The organism is Glacieibacterium sp., assembly GCF_965200405.1.
Taxonomy (GTDB): Bacteria; Pseudomonadota; Alphaproteobacteria; order Sphingomonadales; family Sphingomonadaceae; genus Glacieibacterium.
On sequence record NZ_OZ241356.1, the window covers coordinates 412,629 to 429,503 of the forward strand.

Below are 16,875 nucleotides of genomic sequence, written 5' to 3' on the forward strand. Positions count from 1 at the left end.
GGCGAAGTTCAGGCCGGCACCTCGCGGACCTGCGACGCCGAGCGGGAGAGCGTCACCGGTATCGCCTTGTACGCCGGGGTGTGCGCCTTGCGGTCGTGGTGGGCGAGCGGGACAATCGGATTGATCTCGGGGAAATACGCACCGCAGCAGCCGGGCGGGATGTCATAGGCGACGATCTGCAACTGCTCGACGATGCGGTCGACGCCATCGCCGATCGCGGTGCGCATGTCGACATACTCGCCATCGCTCAGGCCGCGCGACGCGATGTCGTCGGGGTTCATGAAGACGACCATGCGCGTTCCCCGCACGCCGCGGAAGCGGTCGTAATAGCCGTAGACCGTGGTGTTGAACTGGTCGTTGCTGCGCAGCGTCGTCAACTGCAGCACGCCCTCGGCGCCAAAGCTGGCGACGTCGCCGGCGAACAGCTGGGTCGGCAACAGGAAGTTCGCCTTGCCGCTGCGCGTCGCCCATTTACGCTCGCGCGCCGCGACCGGACGGACGATGCCGCCCGGCTGGAACAGCTTGGCGTTGAAGTCCTTGAAGGTCGCCGGCCAGGTCGCCTCGATCGCGTCGCGGATGGTCGCATAGTCGCCGACCCAGTCGGTCCAGGGGATCCGCGGATTGGCCGGCAGCGTCGCCAGTGCGATGCCGGCGGTGATCGCGGCCTCCGAAAGCAGCGCCTCGCTGGCCGGCTTGACCTTGCCGCGGGAGCCGTGGAAGTGCGCCAGGCTGTCCTCGATCGACACCGCCTGCGGGCCGCTTGCCTGCTCGTCGATCTCGGTGCGGCCGAGGCAGGGCAGCAGGAACGCCACCTCGCCGTGCACGACATGGCTGCGATTGAGCTTGGTCGCGATAGCGACGGTCAGTCGCAGCTTGCGCCAGCCCGCCTCGACGACCACCGGATCGGGCACGGCGCGCAGGAAGTTGCCGCCCAGCGCCAGGAATGCCTTGACGCTGCCGTCGATCATCGCACCGCAGGCCTTGACGGTGGTCAGCCCTTCCTCGCGCGGCGCAGTGAAGCCGTAAAGCTCCTCGAGCCGATCCAACGGCGCGAGCTCGGGCTTTTCGGTGATCCCGACGGTACGCTGCCCCTGGACATTCGAATGTCCTCGGATCGCGCACACTCCGGCGCCCGCCTTGCCGATATTGCCGCGCAGCAACAGCAGGTTGACGAACATCTGGACATTCTCGACGCCGGCAACGTGCTGGGTCAGGCCCATGCCGTACAGTCCCATGACGCGGTCGGCCCTGGCGTAGATCCCTGCCACATCTTCCATCGCGGCGCGGGTCAGGCCCGAGACGAGTTCGAGCGCGGCCCAGTCGGCGGCGCGGCAGTGATCGGCAAAGGCCTCGAAGCCGTGGGTATGTTCGGCGATGAAGTCATGATCGAGGACGCGGCGGTTCTGCTGGTTCGCAGCGGCGACCTTGATCGAGAAGCCGGCGTCGTCGCTGGTCGCCGCGGCGATCGCATCGCGGTCGGTGGCATGCGCCTGCCCTGCCGCGGCCGCAGCGTCGTCGGCCTCGATCAGCGCCTTGCAGACGCCGGTCAGCCAGGCGATGTCGCCGCCGGGTTTGACCCGGTGGATCGTCTCGGCGATCTCGGTCTCGGCCAACGTCGCCATCTCGACCGGCGACTGCGGGTTGGTGAAGCGTTCCAGCCCGCGCTCGCGCAGCGGGTTGAAGGCGATGATCCGCGCGCCGCGCTTCACCGCATCCTGCAACTGGTGGAGAATGCGCGGCGTCGACGTTCCCGGATTGTGAGCGACGTGGAGCATCAGGTCGCACTGCTCGAAGTCCTGCAGGCTGACCGTGCCGACCGAGACCCCGATGCTCTCCGGCAGCGCGACACTGGTCGATTCATGGCACATGTTCGAGCAGTCGGGCAGGTTGTTGGTGCCGTAGACGCGCGCTAGCAGCTGCCACAGATAGCTGGTCTCCAGCGATGCGCGACCGCTGGCGTAGAAGATCGTCTCGTCGGGATTGCCTGCCAACGCCTGCAGTTCGCGGCCGATCTCGGCGAATGCCGCTTCCCAGCTCACCGGCTCGTACTTGTCGGTCTCGGGGTTCCAGCGCATCGGCTCGGTTAGGCGCCCGGCCTCCTCCAGGTCGTAATCGCGCCAGCTTTCGAGTTCGGTCAGCGTGTGCTCCGCAAGGAAACTCTGGTCGGCGCGCCGGCTGGTTGTCTCCCACGCCGTCGCCTTCGCGCCGTTCTCGCAGAACTCGGCGGGCAGCGGTTGCGCCGGCTTGGCCCAGGCGCACGACGGGCACATGAAGCCGTCGGGCTTGTTCTGGTGCGTCAGCAGCGTGCTGTCGCGGACCAGCACGCCTTCGCGCGCCAGGATTTCGGTGACCGAGCGTAGCGAGCCGTAACCGCCGGCCGGGCCTTTGTAGGGCGCGATCACCGGCTTGGCGCGTGGACCGTTATGCATTGGCCAACTCCTGGCGGTGCTCGTCGAGCCTCGGCATCATGTCGACGAGGTTGCACGGCAAATGCCGGCTGTCGAGTTGCGGACCGATGACCTTGTCCCAGCCGTCGCGCACCGCGCCGTTCGAACCGGGCAGGCAGAACACATAGGTCGTCCCCACCACGCCGGCGGTGGCACGGCTGGCGAGGGTCGACAGACCGACCGACTGGTAGCTGACGAGATGAAAGATCGCCGCAAAGCCTTCGATGCGCTTGTCGAACAGCGGCTCGACGGCCTCGGGCGTGCGGTCGCGGCCCGACAGGCCGGTGCCGCCGGTGCTGACCACCACGTCGACGCCGCCGCCGTCGCTCCAGCCCTGGACGGCGGCCCGGATCGCGGTCACCTCGTCGCGCACCAGCATGCGGTCGGCGAGCCGGTGGCCGTCCCGCTCGATCATCGCCACCAGCAAGTCGCCGCTGGTATCGGTGGCGGCGCTGCGAGTGTCCGAGACGGTCAGTACCGCAACCCTGACCGGTCGCCGCTCACCCTCGCCGATGCGTCCGCCCGGTTGCAGCATGTGTCCGACACCTCAATGTACTGCAACGGGGAACGTCGCCCGGACGGCGCCGTTCCCGGCTACCGCGGTGCGCGGACGATATAGCCGACGCCGCCTTGTCGCGAGGTGATCCACGCCGTGCGGCAACCCACCGCGGCGGCAGGCCAGGCTATTGCACGGCGCTCAGGCGCCGGATGCTGACCCCGGCCGCGGCGAGGGCGAGCACGGCGGCCACCCACAGAGGAATGACGCTGGATGGACCGGCGCGGTGGAACAGCAGCGCGACCAGCAGCGCACCGGCGGTCTGCCCGACCAGCCGCGCCGTCGCCAGCATACCGGCCGCCGCCCCGCTGCGCTCCGCCGGCGCGAGACCCAGCATCGTCCGGTTGTTGGGCGTCTGGAAAAGCCCGAAGCCGATGCCGCACACGGCGGTCGCCAGCACCAGCACGATCGCACCCGCCCCCGGATGCAGCAGGGCCAGCCCCGCCAGACCGACCGCCAGCAGGCCAAGGCCGATGCCGCCCAGCAGCCCTGCCGGAAACCGCTCGACCAGCCGGCCCGCGATCGGCGCCGCAACCGCCACGCCCAATGGCAACGGCGTCATCAGCAGCCCGGTCTCGACCCGGTCGAAGCCGAAGCGCTCCTGCAGGATGAACGGCAGGGAGACTCCGGCCATCATCATCGCGGCAAAGGACAGCGACGATGTCGCGTAGGACAGGCGCAGGATCGGCAGCCGCAGCAGGTCGAGCGGCACCAACGGCGCAACCTGCCCGCGCGACCGCCTGACCAGCATGACACCGGCGGCGACCGCGACCGCGACCTCGGCGATGGTCAGCAGCGACAGCGTCGAATGGGCGACGTCCGAAGCGGCGAGGAAGATCGCGCCGAAGGTCACGGCATTGAGCAGCGCCGAATAGATGTCGAAGCGGTTGCCGCTACGGGGCGTCAGCGGCAGGCAGCGATAGCCGATGACCAGCGACAGCAAACCCAGCGGCACGTTGACCGCGAACAGCCAGCGCCACGATGCCACCGACAGGATCGCCGCCGCGATGGTGGGGCCGGCGGCGGACGAAACCGCGACGACCAGCGCGTTATAGCCGATGCCGCGGCCGAGCATCGACCGCGGATAGGTGAAGCGCACCAGCGCGCCGTTGATCGCCATCACCCCGGCTGCGCCAAAGCCCTGGGCGAAGCGCGCCACGGCCAGCTCGCCCAGGGTCTGCGACAGGACGCAGCCGATCGAGGCGATGGCGAACACCGACAGCCCGACCATGTAGACGCGGCGGTGGCCGGCGATATCGCCGAGCATGGCGATCGGCAGCAGGCTGATGGTTATCGCGATCTGATAGGCGTTGATGACCCAGATCGACGACGCCGCGCTGGCGCCGAGGTCACGGGCGATCGTCGGCAGCGCGATATTGGCAATCGAGCTGTCGAGGACCGACATCGCCACCGCCAGCCAGATCGCCAGCACCGCCCAATAGCGGCGCGGCGTCGGTACTCCGGAGACATCCTCGAGCGGCTTGGCCGCGGCAGCGAAGGAGCCTGCGGTCTGGACGCGGGCCTCAAGCATCGGTCGACGGCGATCCGGCGAAGCGATCGGTGGCGCGGATCAGCTGGTCGAGGATACCGGGCTCCGAATAGGCATGGCCGGCGCCCTCGACCAGGTGGAATTCGGCGTTCGGCCACGCCTTATGTAGCTCCCACGCCGAACGCGCCGGGCAGGCCATGTCGTAGCGCCCCTGCACGATGACCCCCGGGATATCGCGCAATCGCCCGGCATCGCGCAGCAACTGCCCCTCCTCCAGCCAGCCGCCATGGACGAAATAATGGTTCTCGATCCGCGCGAAGGCTAGGGCGAAGTGGGCGTCGGCAAAGCTCGAGGTGAGCGCAGGATCGGGCAGCAGCGTGATCGTCTGCCCCTCCCACAGCGCCCAAGCCTGCGCCGCGACCAGTTGCGCCGTCGTATCGCTGCCGGTCAAGCGGCGGCGATAGGCAGCGGCAAGGTCGCCGCGCTCCGCCTCCGGGATCGGCGCCAGGAACTGCTCCCACTTGTCCGGAAAGATCTCGGAAGCGCCGAACTGGTAATACCAGTCGAGCTCGGCCCGGCCGACCATGAACACGCCGCGCACGATCAGCTCGCTGACGCGCTCCGGGTGGGTCTCGGCATAGGCCAGCGCCAGCGTCGAGCCCCAGGAGCCGCCGAAGACCTGCCATTGCTCGACGCCCGTCATGGCGCGCAGCCGCTCGATATCGGCAACCAGGTGCCAGGTAGTGTTCGCCTCCAGACCGGCGTGCGGTGTCGAGCGGCCGCAACCGCGCTGGTCGAACAGCAGGACGTCGTAGCGCGCCGGGTCGAACAGCCGGCGGTGGCTCGGCGAGATGCCGCCGCCGGGGCCACCGTGCAGGAACACCGCCGGCTTGCCGCCCCGCGTGCCGCTCCGTTCGAAGTACACGGCGTGACCGTCGCCGACGTCGAGCATCCCGGTCTCATACGGCTCGATCGGCGGATACAGCGTGCGAAGTTCGGTCATGTCAGATCCTCGTCTCGTCTGCGGGCGACGCGCTCGTTGATGCATAGCAGCAGCAGGCTCGGCGGCCAGTGATGTTGCTGGTGCGACTTCGCTGTCCGACGCCCGTTCAAGCTTGTGGCGGGACGGGTCAGGCCAGGAACGATGAGCCGCCCCGCGCCGGACGCCGCCTCAGCGCTCGTCCCCGCCCTGCGGCAGCGGCGCGTCGCGCATCATCGTCTCGAGTTCCGCCAGCCGGGGATGATCGGACGCGGTCTGCATCAGCGCCGCTTCCAGCTCGCGGTACGCCGTCAGGACCAGCCGGCCATAGTCCGTGACCACCGCGCCGCCGCCGCGCCCGCCCGGCGTCGCCTCGACCAGCTTCCCGGCGAAGCACCGGTTCATGCCGTCGACCTGCAGCCAAGTATAGCGATAGCTCATCCCCAGCGCCCGGCCGGCGGCGGAGATCGAGCCATGCACCGCGATGGCATCGAGCAGGTCGGCCTTGCCTGGGCCCATGGCGCGCTCGGAGCCGCAGAACAGCTGCGGCTTCAGCTTGAGGGCACCGACCCGGGGAACCATCTACTTGCCGATTAGGACGTCGCTGGCCTTGACGATCACGGTCACGTCGTCGCCTTCCGCGAGGCCGAGGTCGGCGACAGCTTCCTCGGTGATGCTCGAGGTGACGATGTTGCCACCGCCGATGTCGATCTTGATGGTGGCGTTGACCGCACCGGGCGTCACCGAGACGATTCTTCCCTTGATCTGGTTGCGCGCGCTGATCTTCATACCGATCTCCTTCGCCGCGCCTATACCATCACTTCCGGCCCTGGAGGAGCGTTGCTGCCGCAGTCTCGGCGCAGCCTCTCCGTAGCCTGGCACGCGCGACCGTCCCAGCGCCCGATCCTGAATACGAGACCCCTGCCCTTCGAACAGACCCCTTTCAATGAACCGGCTTCGCTGTATACGGCCAAATACATTGACTGTCGGATGCACGAACCAAGGGGTTACAGATGCACGATTTTCGGAGATCGGCCGCTCTTGCGCTGGTCCTGGTGGGCTGTCCGGTCTCGTCGCAGGCACAGGCGGTGCCCGGCGATGCCGCGCCTACGGCAGCTGCCGGCGACGAAGCACGGCTTCCCGATATCACCGTGACCGCTCGCCGCCGCGCCGAAGACGCGCAAGCCATACCCGGCTCGCTGTCGGTGGTTGGCGGCGACCTTCTCGACCGCTCCTACACGGTCAACACGCAGCAACTGTCGCAACTCGTGCCGGTGCTCAACTACAGCTCGGCAAATCCGCGCAACACGGCGTTCACGATCCGTGGCTTGGGCAGCAGCGTCGTCGCGGTGAGCCAGGCCAACGACGGACTGGAGCCCGGCGTCGGCTTCTATGTCGATCAGGTCTATCACGCCCGGCCTGCCACGGCGGCGTTCGATTTCAGCGACATCGACCAGATCGAGGTGCTGCGCGGACCGCAGGGCACGCTGTTCGGCAAGAACAGCACGGCGGGTGCGATCAACATCACGACGCGGGCGCCGACCTTCACCCCCGAACTGACCGAGGAGCTCTCCGTCGGCAGCTTCAACTTCGTCCAGGCCAAGGCAGCGGCCTCGGGTGCGCTGATCGGCGACACGGTCGCCTACCGCGTGTCGGGGGTCGTCACCCGCCGCGATGGCGTCATCGACAATGTCAGGACCGGGCAGGATCACAACCAGATCGGCAACCAGGCGGTGCGTGCCCAACTGCTGTTCAAGCCTTCGGAGGCGTTCCAGTTAAAGCTCAGCGGCGACTTCACCAACTTCGAGAGCAATTGCTGCACCCAGGTCTATTACCGCGTCGCGACGCGCGACGTGCCACGGACCGCGACCCGCCAGTTCGCCGGACCGACCGGCCTTGCCGCGCAGTTCGGCTATACGCCGCCCAGCACCAACCCCTATGACCGCGTCACCGATATCGATGCGCCACTCGGCGTCGACACCAACGAAGGCGGCGTCTCGGCGATTGCCGACTGGAACCTGGGCGGCGCGACGCTGACCTCGGTCAGTGCCTGGCGCTTCTGGAACTGGGATGCAGCCAACGACCGCGACTATACCGGCATCCCGATCCAGATCGAGCAGCACATCCCGTCGCGGCAGGACCAGTACAGCCAGGAGCTTCGCCTCGGCTCCAACGGCAATGGCGCCTTCAGCTATGTCGGCGGATTGTATTTCTTCCGCCAGCGCGTCGTCGGCCGTCCGATCTCGATCTATGGCCCGGCCGCCGCGCGCTACCTGATCGGCACTACGACCGGCGCGAACGCCACGCCGGTTCCCGCCAACCTGCTCGACGGCTATGGCACCGACGGTCGCACCGACTTCCAGTCGAACAGCTATGCGGCGTTCGGGGAGGTCAACTGGCGCCCGGTCGACCGGATCACGCTGACCGGCGGCCTGCGCTATACCTATGAGCACAAGACCGGCACCTACGACACGTTCGTCTTCGGCGGCCCGTCGACGACCAACCCCGCGCTGATCAACGCCCAACTGTCGATCCTCCGCGGCCAGAATTACGCCGCCAAGGTCAACGACGGCGCGCTCACCGGCCGGGCCAATATCGCCTGGGCTGCGACCGATAATATTCTTGCCTATGCCAGCTTCGCGCGCGGCGAAAAGTCGGGCGGCATCAATATGTCGGGCCTGCCGCTCAACGACCAGAACCTGCCGGCGATCGGCACCGCCGTGGTCCGCCCGGAGCGCAACACCGCCTATGAAGTCGGCTTGAAGACGCGGCTGTTCGACGACCGCCTGACGCTGAATGTCGATGCCTTCTACACCCGCGTCACCGACTTCCAGACCAATGTCAGCGATACCCGCGCGGCGGCCGCGCTGCGCACCTATCTCGCCAACATCCCCCGCGTCACGGTCCGGGGCGTCGAGGCCGACACCAATGCCGCGGTGACGCGCGAGCTGACGCTACGCGCCGCGCTGGCTTATGCGGACGGCAAGTACGACCGCTATCCTGCCGGGCCTTGCCCGATCGAGGCGATCGGCAACACCGCGGCGGCCTGTGACCTCAGCGGCGTCGGCCTGCCGGGGCTGCCGAAATGGTCATCGACGGTCGGCGGCGACTATCTCGTTCCGGTCGATCGACTGCACGGCAGCCTGTTCGCTCATGCCGACGCCAACTACCGCAGCAAGCAGTTCGGCGACCCCACCGGCTCGCGCTTCACGACGATTGGCGGCTACACCATCGTCAACGGCAGCATCGGCTATCGCAGCAGCGGCGGCATCGAGGTGGCGGTGTTCGCGCGCAACCTGTTCGACAAGAACTACATCCAGAACGTCACGATCCAGGCGGGCAATTCGGGCCTGATCCTCGCCACGCCGAGTGACCCGCGCACCATTGGGGTTACCTTGCGGGCGCGGCTATAAGCCGGGGAGCGGTTGGCCACGCCACGTCGGACCACTCTCTTGCGGCGACCGGCCCTCGCCGACATTGCACGATGCCGCCAACGTCGCTTATCTCCGCGGCGATGACCGAAATCCGCAATATCGTCGTACTGACCGGGGCGGGTGTATCCGCAGAGTCGGGCGTGCCGACCTTCCGCGCTGCCGACGGGCTTTGGGAGGGACACCGGGTCGAGGATGTGGCGACGCCGCAGGCGTTCAGGCGGGATCCGGCGCTGGTCCAGCAATTCTACGACGCCCGACGGGCATTCCTGGCGAAGGTCGAGCCGAATGCAGCGCATCTGGCACTGGCGCGGCTCGATGCCGCCTGGCCGGGCGAGTTCCTGCTGGTGACGCAGAACGTCGACGACCTCCACGAGCGCGCCGGCTCGCAGCGATTGCTGCACATGCACGGCGAGTTGAAGAGGGCGCTGTGCACCGGCTGCGGGGCGGCACCGGCGTGGCTCGATGCGCTCGAGGACGGACCGCCGTGCCCGAATTGCCAAGCAGCGGCGTTACGGCCCGACATCGTGTGGTTCGGCGAAATGCCCTATCACATGGCCGAGATCGAGGAAGCGCTGGCGGCGTGCGACTTGTTCGTTTCGATCGGCACATCGGGCGCGGTCTATCCCGCCGCCGGCTTCGTCGATGTCGCGCGGCGGGCGGGGGCAGCGACTCTGGAACTGAACCTCGACCCGTCGGCCGGCACGTCGATGTTCGACACGGCGCGTCACGGCCCCGCAGGGATACTGGTGCCGGCCTGGGTCGATGGCCTGCTCGCCTCGATCAAAGCTTGACATTCTGAACCGAATGGGTTAGTAGCAGGATCGCGGTTCGATTGGACGGTTCATAAGTGGGAGCCAGGAGAAGCTCTCACACGTGTAACCTTTGTAACCTTCCAGGTTTTTCGTCGGTCTTCTAGCGCTGGTCGGCAGCGGCCTCGATGCGCTCCATGTCGTCGTCGCTGAGGCCGAAGTGGTGACCGACTTCGTGGACGAGGACATGGGTGACGAGATGTTCGAGGCTGTCGCCGCTCTCGGCCCATTCCTCGAGCAGCGGGCGGCGGTACAGGAAGATGATGTCGGGCAACGCGCCGCTGGGCTCGTCGCCCTTCATGCCGACGTGGCGTCCCTGGTAAAGGCCGAGGATGTCGAACGGCGATTCGAGCTCCATCTCGGCGATGACGTCATCGTCGGGGAAGTCCTCGATCCGCAGCAGGACGCTGCCGAGGTGATCGCGGAACAGCGGCGGCAGTTGCTCGACGGCAGCCTGTGCCAGCCGCTCGATGTCGGCGATCGTCGGCGGCAGGGTTTGACGGAGGCTCATGGGCTGGCGGATAGGCGGTTCCACACTGACTGACCAGACGGAGATACAGATGCCGACCACCTCGACGCCTCGCCTGACCGACGCCGAGATCGCCACCGCGCTCGCCGCCCTGCCCGGCTGGACCCACGTCGGCGACGGCATCGAGCGCAGCTTCCGCTTCGCCGACTTCGTCGAGGCATTCGGCTTCATGACCCGCGCTGCCTTGCTAGCCGAGAAGGCCGACCACCATCCGGAGTGGTCGAACGTCTGGAACAAGGTCGAGGTGCGGCTGACAACCCATGACGCTGGCGGGATCACCGCCAAGGACGTCGCACTGGCGACGGCGATGAGTGCTTAGCGCGGCGCCATGCGAATGGCGCCGTCGAGGCGGACATCCTCGCCGTTGAAGTAGCTGTTGCGGCACATTTCCAGTGCCAGCGAGGCGTATTCGGCCGGATTCCCAAGACGCTTGGGGAACGGCACGCTGGCGGCCAGCGCCGCCTTCACATTGTCGGGCGCGGCGTTCATCAACGGGGTCGAGAAGATGCCGGGCAGGATGGTGTTGACCCGGATGCCCTCGCCCATCAGGTCGCGGGCGATCGGCAGGGTCATGCCGATGACGCCGCCCTTGGAGGCGCTGTACGCCGCCTGGCCCATCTGGCCATCCTCGCCGGCGACGCTGGCGGTGTTGACGATGGCGCCGCGCTCGCCATCTTCGCCGGGCTCGAGGGTCAGCATCCCCGCCGCCGACTTCGCGATGCAGCGGAAGGTGCCGACCAGGTTGATCTGGACGACCATGTTGAAGGCCTCGAGCGGGAAGTGCTTGATCGCCCCCGTCGCCTTGTCGCGCCCGGCGGTCTTGATGGCGTTGCCGACCCCGGCGCAGTTGATCAGGATGCGCTCCTGGCCGTGCGCCTCACGGGCCTGGGCAAAGCCGGCGTCGACCGACTCGTCGCTGGTCACGTCGACCTGGCAGAACACGCCGCCGATCGACTCCGCCACCGCCGGGCCCTTGGCGCCGTCCCGGTCGAAGATGGCGACCTTGACCCCTTCGGCGGCCAGCGCGCGGGCCGTCGCCTCGCCCAGTCCCGATGCTCCGCCCGTCACTACCGCCGCACAGCCTGCCAGCTTCATCGTCCGTCTCCCAAGGTTTCAGCGTTTATGCCGAGGCGAATGTCAGGTGTCGACGGCTGCCGCAGTGACCCGCAGGCTGCGCGCCGCGATGGCCTCGCGATAGGCGAGGTAGATGGTCGTCGACAGGATGATGGTGCCGCCGATCAGCGTCCCGGCATCGGCATGCTCGCCGAACAACAGGATGCCAAAGGTGGTGATCAGCCCGAAACGGACGAAGTCGTACGGCATCACCGCGCTCGCCTCCGCCAGCGAGAAGGCCCGGCTCATCGCCAGCTGCCCATTGGCCGCACACAGCCCGATACCGAGCAGCAGCGGCCAGACGGCCAGCGGCGGCCAGGTCCAGACGAAGGCCGCGACCACCAGCGACGGCGGCGTCATCAGGATGAACGACCAAGCCGCCACCGCCCGCGAGTCGTCCGAACCAACCAGCGCCCTGATCGCAATGTACGACGCGCCGGTCGCCACCGCCGAGATCACTGCCGCCGTCACCCCGGGCGTCAACGGCAAAGCGCCGGGCCGCAGCACGATCAGCATGCCAACGAAGCCGAGGAGCAGTGCCCCGATCCGCCGGGCATGGATGCGCTCGCCGAGCAGCAGCACGGCGCCCACCGTGGCGAACAGCGGGGCCGTGTAGTTGATCGCCAGCGCAGTCGCGAGGGGCGCATTGGCCACCGCGTAGAAGGTGCCCAGCGTCGCGATGAACCCGGAGGTAGCGCGGCGCAGGTGGATCGGCATCCGCGCCGACTTGAGCAGGCCCGGATTGGCGACCAGCATCGGCACCATCACCAACGTACCGATCAGGTTGCGAAAGAAGACGATCTCGAACGAATGCACCGACGCGCTGGCCAGCCGGATCAGCGCCCACATCACCGCAAAGGAGACGCAGGCGACGATCATCCAGGCTGGCCCGCGCGCGCCCGGGCTCAGGCGATCGAAAAGGTGGTTCAACGGCTCATCAGATGTTGAGCAGTTCGCGCGTCAGCATGAACACCGGCGCGTCGGCCCAGTCGCCGAACTCCTGCGCCACAGCCTGCCGCGCCTGGCTGGCGATGTCGGTGCCGAAGCCCTCCATGTCGGCGACGTCGATGACCTCGACATAGTCGTACGGCGCCTTGCCGTCGGAGCCGAGCATGCCGGTGACCCGGTAGACGGTGAAGTCGTCGACCGAGGGCAGCGAGCGGACCACTGGAACGTCGCGGGTCAGCGACCAATTTTCGTAATCGGCGGCGTCGACGCCGGGCTTCAGGTTGAACAGCACGATGATGCGCATGGGCAAATCCTTCAGTTACGGTAAACGAACGAGACGGTAACCTTCGACTCCGGCATGAAGGTCCGAGGTTGGCGCTTGATCCCGCACCTCGGCATTTCACACAAGCCGGAGCGGTCTGGCTCTGTTAGGAGTTGGGCTATGCGAAGGCGACAGCTGGGTTTTTGGCGGGGTTCGGAGTGACGGCAATGCGTGGATTGATCTTGGCGGTGGCGATCTTTGCGGCGGCTCCGGTGCTGGCGCAATCCTCGCTGAAGCCACCTGAAAGTACCGATGGCACCAAGCCGCGCGAGCGGTTCGTCATCGTCTATGGCAACGACCCCTGCCCCAAGGCGACGAGCAGCGACGAAGTCGTGGTCTGCGGACGGCGCCCGGACGAGGAGCGTTACCGCATCCCGCCCGCCATCCGTAACGCCCAGGGCAAGGTGGCGGCGACCAATGGCCGTCGCAGCCGCATCGTCGGCCTGGCGGCGGGCGGCGCGGGCGGCAGCATCGGCTCGTGCTCGCCGATCGGGGCGGGCGGCGGCACCGGCTGCAACCAGCAGATGCAGGACGACTACCGCGAGGAAAAGAACCCTCGCTAGTGCAGCGGGTCCAGTCGCTCGCTGTCACGGACTAAGCCGATATGCCGCCCATCCCGGAGATGACCCGGTACGGTGACTGGACGATCGATATCGGCCACGTTGCGGACGATGCCGCGGTGGTGGCCTTGTGGACGGACTGCGGCCTGACGCGGCCCTGGAACGATCCGTTCGACGATCTGGCGCTGGCGCGAGCCGGGCCGCATTCGATCTTGCTCGTTGCCCGCATCGGTGGGGCGGTCGTCGGCTCGGCGCTGGTCGGTGGTGATGGCCACCGCGCCTGGGTCTACTATCTTGCCGTTGCTCCCGACCTGCAGCGCAGCGGGCTGGGCCGCGGGTTGATGGCGGCGGCCGAGCACTGGGCCCGGCAGCAGGGATTGCCCAAGCTCCAGCTGATGGTCCGCGACGGCAACGAAGCGGCCGCCGGCTTTTACGCCGCCCTCGGCTATGAGTTGCAACCGGTCCAGGTCTGGGGTCGACGGCTTGACGGCGCTGCTGGAAGTTCACTCCGCAACACACCATAAACGTGATCTTCACTGTCGAACCGCTCGCATCGGCTGGATTTCGGCGCGCGGGTTAACAAGCTCGCCGGTCAATGCATGACGATGAGAAAGAACGGCTGGGTCAGTCTCGACACCTGATTGTCCCAGACAGTAATGTACCAGATCGGCACGAGTGTAGGAAAGACGTTTCTCACCTCCTCCTGCCTGTCTGGCCTCAGGCAAGCCCCGCGCGGCGCAATGCTGGTTCGCTCACCCGCGTCCAGGCGGCGGCGCGGGCAAGCGCGGTGGGCACCAGCGCCACCCCACCGACAAGGACGGCCCGGCCCAGTCGCGAAGTGCCGAGCCGCTGGAGCATGGTTGCCCGGCCGATCTGCCGGGCGATGTCCCGGCGCAGGCGCGCATGATACTCCGCCGCATCGGCAGCCTGCAGCACCGCCTGCGTCGCGACACGCGCGCTGTGCAAGGCGATCTACATGCCGTCGCCGGAGAAGGACGGGATCACCCCGGCCTGGTCGCCGAGGCGGTAGGCGGCGCTGTCGCCGTGAAAGACATAGCCGTAAGGCACCCCCGAGATCGTCAGCGGGCGGTCGAGCATCGGCTCGGCATCGCCCAGGCGGGAGCGGAGGTGCGGCTCGCGCAACAGGTCGGCGAACAGCCCGGTCCAGCTCGCCCCGGCGCCATCGTAGCGCGCCCGCTCGACCAGCAGGCACAGGTTGGCGACGCCGCCCTCGACCAGTTGCAGCCCGGCGTACCCCCCGTCGAACAGCACCACCTCGATGTGCCCGGCGAGCGCCGCGCGGACGGCCGGCGAGACCCGGAAATATTGCTTGAAGCCGATCAGCCCGGAGATCGTCCCCGACGTGTCTCGCTTGACGCCGCGGACGTCATGCTTGCCGCTGGCGAGCAGCAGGATGTCGGCATTGAGCGACCCGCCGCTGGTGTCGAGCCGGCCGCCGTCGATCGCGCGAACCGTTACGCCCCGCTCGACCCTGACCCCGGCGGCAGCCGCATGGCCAAGCAGCGCCTCGTCGAGGGCACGACGCGTCAGCCCCAGCGCCCGGAACGGCAGCCGCGTCGTCACCATCCGCGTTCCAGAGACCAACCGCAGCCGGTCGATCGGCGCACCGCCCAGCCGTGTCACGTCGAACCCCAGCGCCGCCAGATGCGCCTGCGCCTCGACCGACAGGAACTCGCCGCAGATCTTGTCATGCGCCCCGGTCGAGCGTTCGAGCACAACCGCGCGCCGTCCCGACTGTGCCAGCAAGGTCGCCGCCGCCGCGCCGGCCAGCCCGCCGCCGACGATCACGATCTCGCTCACCTGATCCGCCCGACGCACAATCGAAACGGGACGTGCCAGCGGATCTCGACGGCGTTCCGGTCGATGCCCGCCTCGGCCACCAGCCGCTGCCAGTCCGCCCGGCGGAAGCTGCGCGCGACGGAGATCGGCCCGTCATGGCGGACGAACGGATGCCAGCGTGCCACCCACGACAACAGGCGAAAGCCCCAATAGGCCAGCCAGTGCCGGTGCAGGTCGCTGACGAACCAGCCGCGAACCGCCGTCGCCTCCAGCCAGCGCAGGAACTGCACGACCTCGGCATCGGCCATGTGATGCGTGACCTGGGCGCAGACGATGAAATCGGGGCGTGGACCGGCCATCTCGAAGGCGTCGCCGGTCAGGTAGCGGATACCGAGCCCGGGCGGCGTCACCGCCATCGCTGCGGCCTCGCTGCGCGGGTTGATGTCGATGCCGGTCAGCGCCGCGGCCTTGCCCTTGCGCCGGGCCCAGACCGCGACGGCGCGCAGCATGTCACCGTCGCCGTAGCCGACATCGAGGAGGCTGAAGCGCTCCGATCGCTCGGTCGCTGCCGCCAGCCAGCGCAATGTCGGCAGCCGGGTCAGAGTTACCGTGTTGACCTGCGCCAGGTCGTGGACGCAGGCCGCATAGGTCTCGGGCGACACGTCCTCGCCGTCCATCCACTCGGTCTCGGGCGAGCGGCTGGCGAAGGACCTCATCCTCAGCCGACCGCGCGAAAGCGGAAGCTCTCCGCCGCCAGCCCCGGCCCGAAGGCGACGCCGAAGCCTTCGCTGGCGCGCGCTACGGTCTCGCCGATCTGCCCCATGATCCGCTCCAGCACGAACATGATCGTCGCCGAGCTCATGTTGCCATAGTCGTGCAGGACGCCGCGCGACCAGCGCAGCTTGTCCGACGCCAGCTCGAAACCGGTCTCGACCGCGTCGAGGATGGTCCGCCCGCCGCCGTGGACCGCCCAGATGTCATAGTCTGCCGCCCGCAGCCCGCGCAGCAGGCCACGATCGTCGTTGCGCTCGTTCTCGTATTTCAGCGCACGCCCGATGCGGCCCGGCACCTCGCCCGACAGATGCATGTCGAAGCCCTGGTCGCCGATGCGCCAGGTGATCGCCTCGCCCGAATCCTCGATGGTGGCAGCGCGGAAGTCCTTGAGCGCGATGCCGGTCTCGTCGGCGGTGACCAGCGTTGCCGCGCAGCCGTCGCCGAACAACAGCATCGACAACAGCCGCTCGAGGTCGGCGGTCTGCTGGAAGTGCAGCGTGCACAACTCGAGATTGACGACCAGGACGCGCGACGCCGGCTCCGACCGGACGATGTGATGTGCGACCTTCAACGCGTTGACCGCGGCGTAGCAGCCCATGAAGCCGACCACCGTGCGCTCGACGCCGGGGTCGAGCCCCGCGAGCTTGACGATCAGCTGGTCGATGCCGGGTGCGATGAAGCCGGTGCACGAGGCGACGACGAGGTGGGTAATCTTGCTGCGCTCGTCGTCGATGCCGAGCGCGTCGATCGCCGCCATCGCCAGTCCGGGCGCGGTCGCCTCGAAACGCGCCATGCGGGCCGCGGTGGAGGGGAATTCGCCTGGTGTGTAAAATCCCTCGGTGTCGGCATAGAAGCTGTCGGGGTTCGCCACCGGCTCGAAGAACGAATAGCGGTGCGCGATGTCGGAGCGCCCGACCATGCGCTTGAAGATCAGGCTGTCGCGGCGCTCGGTGATGAAATTGCCGACGAACCGCACGAACGCGTCATGGACGTCGTGACCTGGCACCGCGGTGCCGATGCGGTTGATGTGCGCGACCGTCAAAGCCTGTCTCCTGCCCCCCAAGAGCGAACTCGCACACTAGGCACGACACGCACCACCCGACATCATCCAAAGT

The 16,875-nt window shown here is 67.8% G+C and carries 19 protein-coding genes; 5 read left to right on the forward strand and 14 right to left on the reverse strand.

Annotated features, from left to right (window positions below; genetic code table 11):
- Window positions 1-8 precede the first annotated feature (8 nt).
- The 6 genes from ACOFKW_RS01855 to ACOFKW_RS01880 form a co-directional block, all read right to left on the reverse strand.
- The gene (locus ACOFKW_RS01855; protein WP_419815654.1) at window positions 9-2,429 is read right to left on the reverse strand and encodes an FdhF/YdeP family oxidoreductase; all 2,421 of its coding nucleotides are present in this window, start codon (window positions 2,427-2,429) and stop codon (window positions 9-11) included.
- The gene (moaB, locus tag ACOFKW_RS01860) at window positions 2,422-2,982 is read right to left on the reverse strand and encodes a molybdenum cofactor biosynthesis protein B (protein ID WP_419815655.1); all 561 of its coding nucleotides are present in this window, start codon (window positions 2,980-2,982) and stop codon (window positions 2,422-2,424) included. The genes ACOFKW_RS01855 and moaB overlap by 8 nt, the downstream gene beginning before the upstream one ends.
- A 148-nt stretch (window positions 2,983-3,130) precedes the next feature.
- Window positions 3,131-4,534, reverse strand: a complete 1,404-nt coding sequence (locus ACOFKW_RS01865; protein ID WP_419815656.1) for an MFS transporter — start codon at window positions 4,532-4,534, stop codon at window positions 3,131-3,133.
- Window positions 4,527-5,495 carry a prolyl aminopeptidase gene (pip, locus tag ACOFKW_RS01870; RefSeq protein ID WP_419815657.1) on the reverse strand — a complete coding sequence of 323 codons (969 nt, stop codon included), beginning with the start codon at window positions 5,493-5,495 and terminating at the stop codon, window positions 4,527-4,529. The genes ACOFKW_RS01865 and pip overlap by 8 nt, the downstream gene beginning before the upstream one ends.
- Before the next feature lie 168 nt (window positions 5,496-5,663).
- A complete protein-coding gene (locus ACOFKW_RS01875; RefSeq protein ID WP_419815658.1) occupies window positions 5,664-6,053 on the reverse strand; it encodes a winged helix-turn-helix domain-containing protein in 390 nt (129 codons plus the stop codon).
- Window positions 6,054-6,260, reverse strand: a complete 207-nt coding sequence (locus ACOFKW_RS01880) for a TOBE domain-containing protein (protein ID WP_419815659.1) — start codon at window positions 6,258-6,260, stop codon at window positions 6,054-6,056.
- Window positions 6,261-6,484: 224 nt separating this feature from the next.
- Between ACOFKW_RS01880 and ACOFKW_RS01885 the strand changes: the two genes are divergently transcribed.
- On the forward strand, window positions 6,485-8,884 hold the full coding sequence (locus ACOFKW_RS01885; RefSeq protein WP_419815660.1) for a TonB-dependent receptor: 2,400 nt from the start codon (window positions 6,485-6,487) through the stop codon (window positions 8,882-8,884).
- A 101-nt stretch (window positions 8,885-8,985) separates the two neighbouring features.
- On the forward strand, window positions 8,986-9,696 hold the full coding sequence (locus tag ACOFKW_RS01890; RefSeq protein ID WP_419815661.1) for an NAD-dependent deacylase: 711 nt from the start codon (window positions 8,986-8,988) through the stop codon (window positions 9,694-9,696).
- A 121-nt stretch (window positions 9,697-9,817) separates the two neighbouring features.
- On the opposite strand, the gene ACOFKW_RS01895 is transcribed toward ACOFKW_RS01890, so the two are convergent.
- Window positions 9,818-10,225, reverse strand: coding sequence for a metallopeptidase family protein (locus tag ACOFKW_RS01895; protein ID WP_419815662.1), 408 nt, complete (start codon window positions 10,223-10,225; stop codon window positions 9,818-9,820).
- Between the two features lie 49 nt (window positions 10,226-10,274).
- On the opposite strand from ACOFKW_RS01895, the gene ACOFKW_RS01900 reads away from it, so the two are divergent.
- Complete coding sequence (locus ACOFKW_RS01900) at window positions 10,275-10,562, forward strand: 4a-hydroxytetrahydrobiopterin dehydratase (protein ID WP_419815663.1); 288 nt, start codon at window positions 10,275-10,277, stop codon at window positions 10,560-10,562.
- Here the strand turns inward: ACOFKW_RS01900 and ACOFKW_RS01905 are convergent.
- Genes ACOFKW_RS01905 through ACOFKW_RS01915 form a run of 3 tightly spaced genes read right to left on the reverse strand, consistent with a single transcriptional unit; the run spans window position 10,559 to window position 12,608 of the window.
- The gene (locus ACOFKW_RS01905) at window positions 10,559-11,338 is read right to left on the reverse strand and encodes an SDR family NAD(P)-dependent oxidoreductase (protein WP_419815664.1); all 780 of its coding nucleotides are present in this window, start codon (window positions 11,336-11,338) and stop codon (window positions 10,559-10,561) included. The genes ACOFKW_RS01900 and ACOFKW_RS01905 overlap by 4 nt on opposite strands.
- A 42-nt stretch (window positions 11,339-11,380) precedes the next feature.
- Window positions 11,381-12,286 (reverse strand): DMT family transporter, encoded by a 906-nt coding sequence (locus ACOFKW_RS01910; RefSeq protein WP_419815665.1) that lies wholly within the window; start codon window positions 12,284-12,286, stop codon window positions 11,381-11,383.
- A gap of 7 nt (window positions 12,287-12,293) precedes the next feature.
- On the reverse strand, window positions 12,294-12,608 hold the full coding sequence (locus tag ACOFKW_RS01915; RefSeq protein ID WP_419815666.1) for an REDY-like protein HapK: 315 nt from the start codon (window positions 12,606-12,608) through the stop codon (window positions 12,294-12,296).
- A 185-nt stretch (window positions 12,609-12,793) separates the two neighbouring features.
- Here ACOFKW_RS01915 and ACOFKW_RS01920 point away from each other — a divergent pair, with 185 nt between their 5' ends.
- Window positions 12,794-13,189 carry a hypothetical protein gene (locus ACOFKW_RS01920; protein ID WP_419815667.1) on the forward strand — a complete coding sequence of 132 codons (396 nt, stop codon included), beginning with the start codon at window positions 12,794-12,796 and terminating at the stop codon, window positions 13,187-13,189.
- Window positions 13,190-13,230: 41 nt separating this feature from the next.
- The gene (locus ACOFKW_RS01925) at window positions 13,231-13,710 is read left to right on the forward strand and encodes a GNAT family acetyltransferase (protein WP_419815668.1); all 480 of its coding nucleotides are present in this window, start codon (window positions 13,231-13,233) and stop codon (window positions 13,708-13,710) included.
- A gap of 193 nt (window positions 13,711-13,903) precedes the next feature.
- On the opposite strand, the gene ACOFKW_RS01930 is transcribed toward ACOFKW_RS01925, so the two are convergent.
- The 4 genes from ACOFKW_RS01930 to ACOFKW_RS01945 are packed head-to-tail and all read right to left on the reverse strand — an operon-like array spanning window position 13,904 to window position 16,802.
- Window positions 13,904-14,152 (reverse strand): hypothetical protein, encoded by a 249-nt coding sequence (locus tag ACOFKW_RS01930; RefSeq protein WP_419815669.1) that lies wholly within the window; start codon window positions 14,150-14,152, stop codon window positions 13,904-13,906.
- 6 nt (window positions 14,153-14,158) lie between these two features.
- On the reverse strand, window positions 14,159-15,007 hold the full coding sequence (locus ACOFKW_RS01935) for an NAD(P)/FAD-dependent oxidoreductase (protein ID WP_419815670.1): 849 nt from the start codon (window positions 15,005-15,007) through the stop codon (window positions 14,159-14,161).
- Window positions 15,004-15,702 carry a methyltransferase domain-containing protein gene (locus tag ACOFKW_RS01940; protein WP_419815671.1) on the reverse strand — a complete coding sequence of 233 codons (699 nt, stop codon included), beginning with the start codon at window positions 15,700-15,702 and terminating at the stop codon, window positions 15,004-15,006. The genes ACOFKW_RS01935 and ACOFKW_RS01940 overlap by 4 nt, the downstream gene beginning before the upstream one ends.
- A 2-nt stretch (window positions 15,703-15,704) precedes the next feature.
- Window positions 15,705-16,802 (reverse strand): type III polyketide synthase, encoded by a 1,098-nt coding sequence (locus tag ACOFKW_RS01945; RefSeq protein ID WP_419815672.1) that lies wholly within the window; start codon window positions 16,800-16,802, stop codon window positions 15,705-15,707.
- Between the last annotated feature and the right edge of the window lie 73 nt (window positions 16,803-16,875).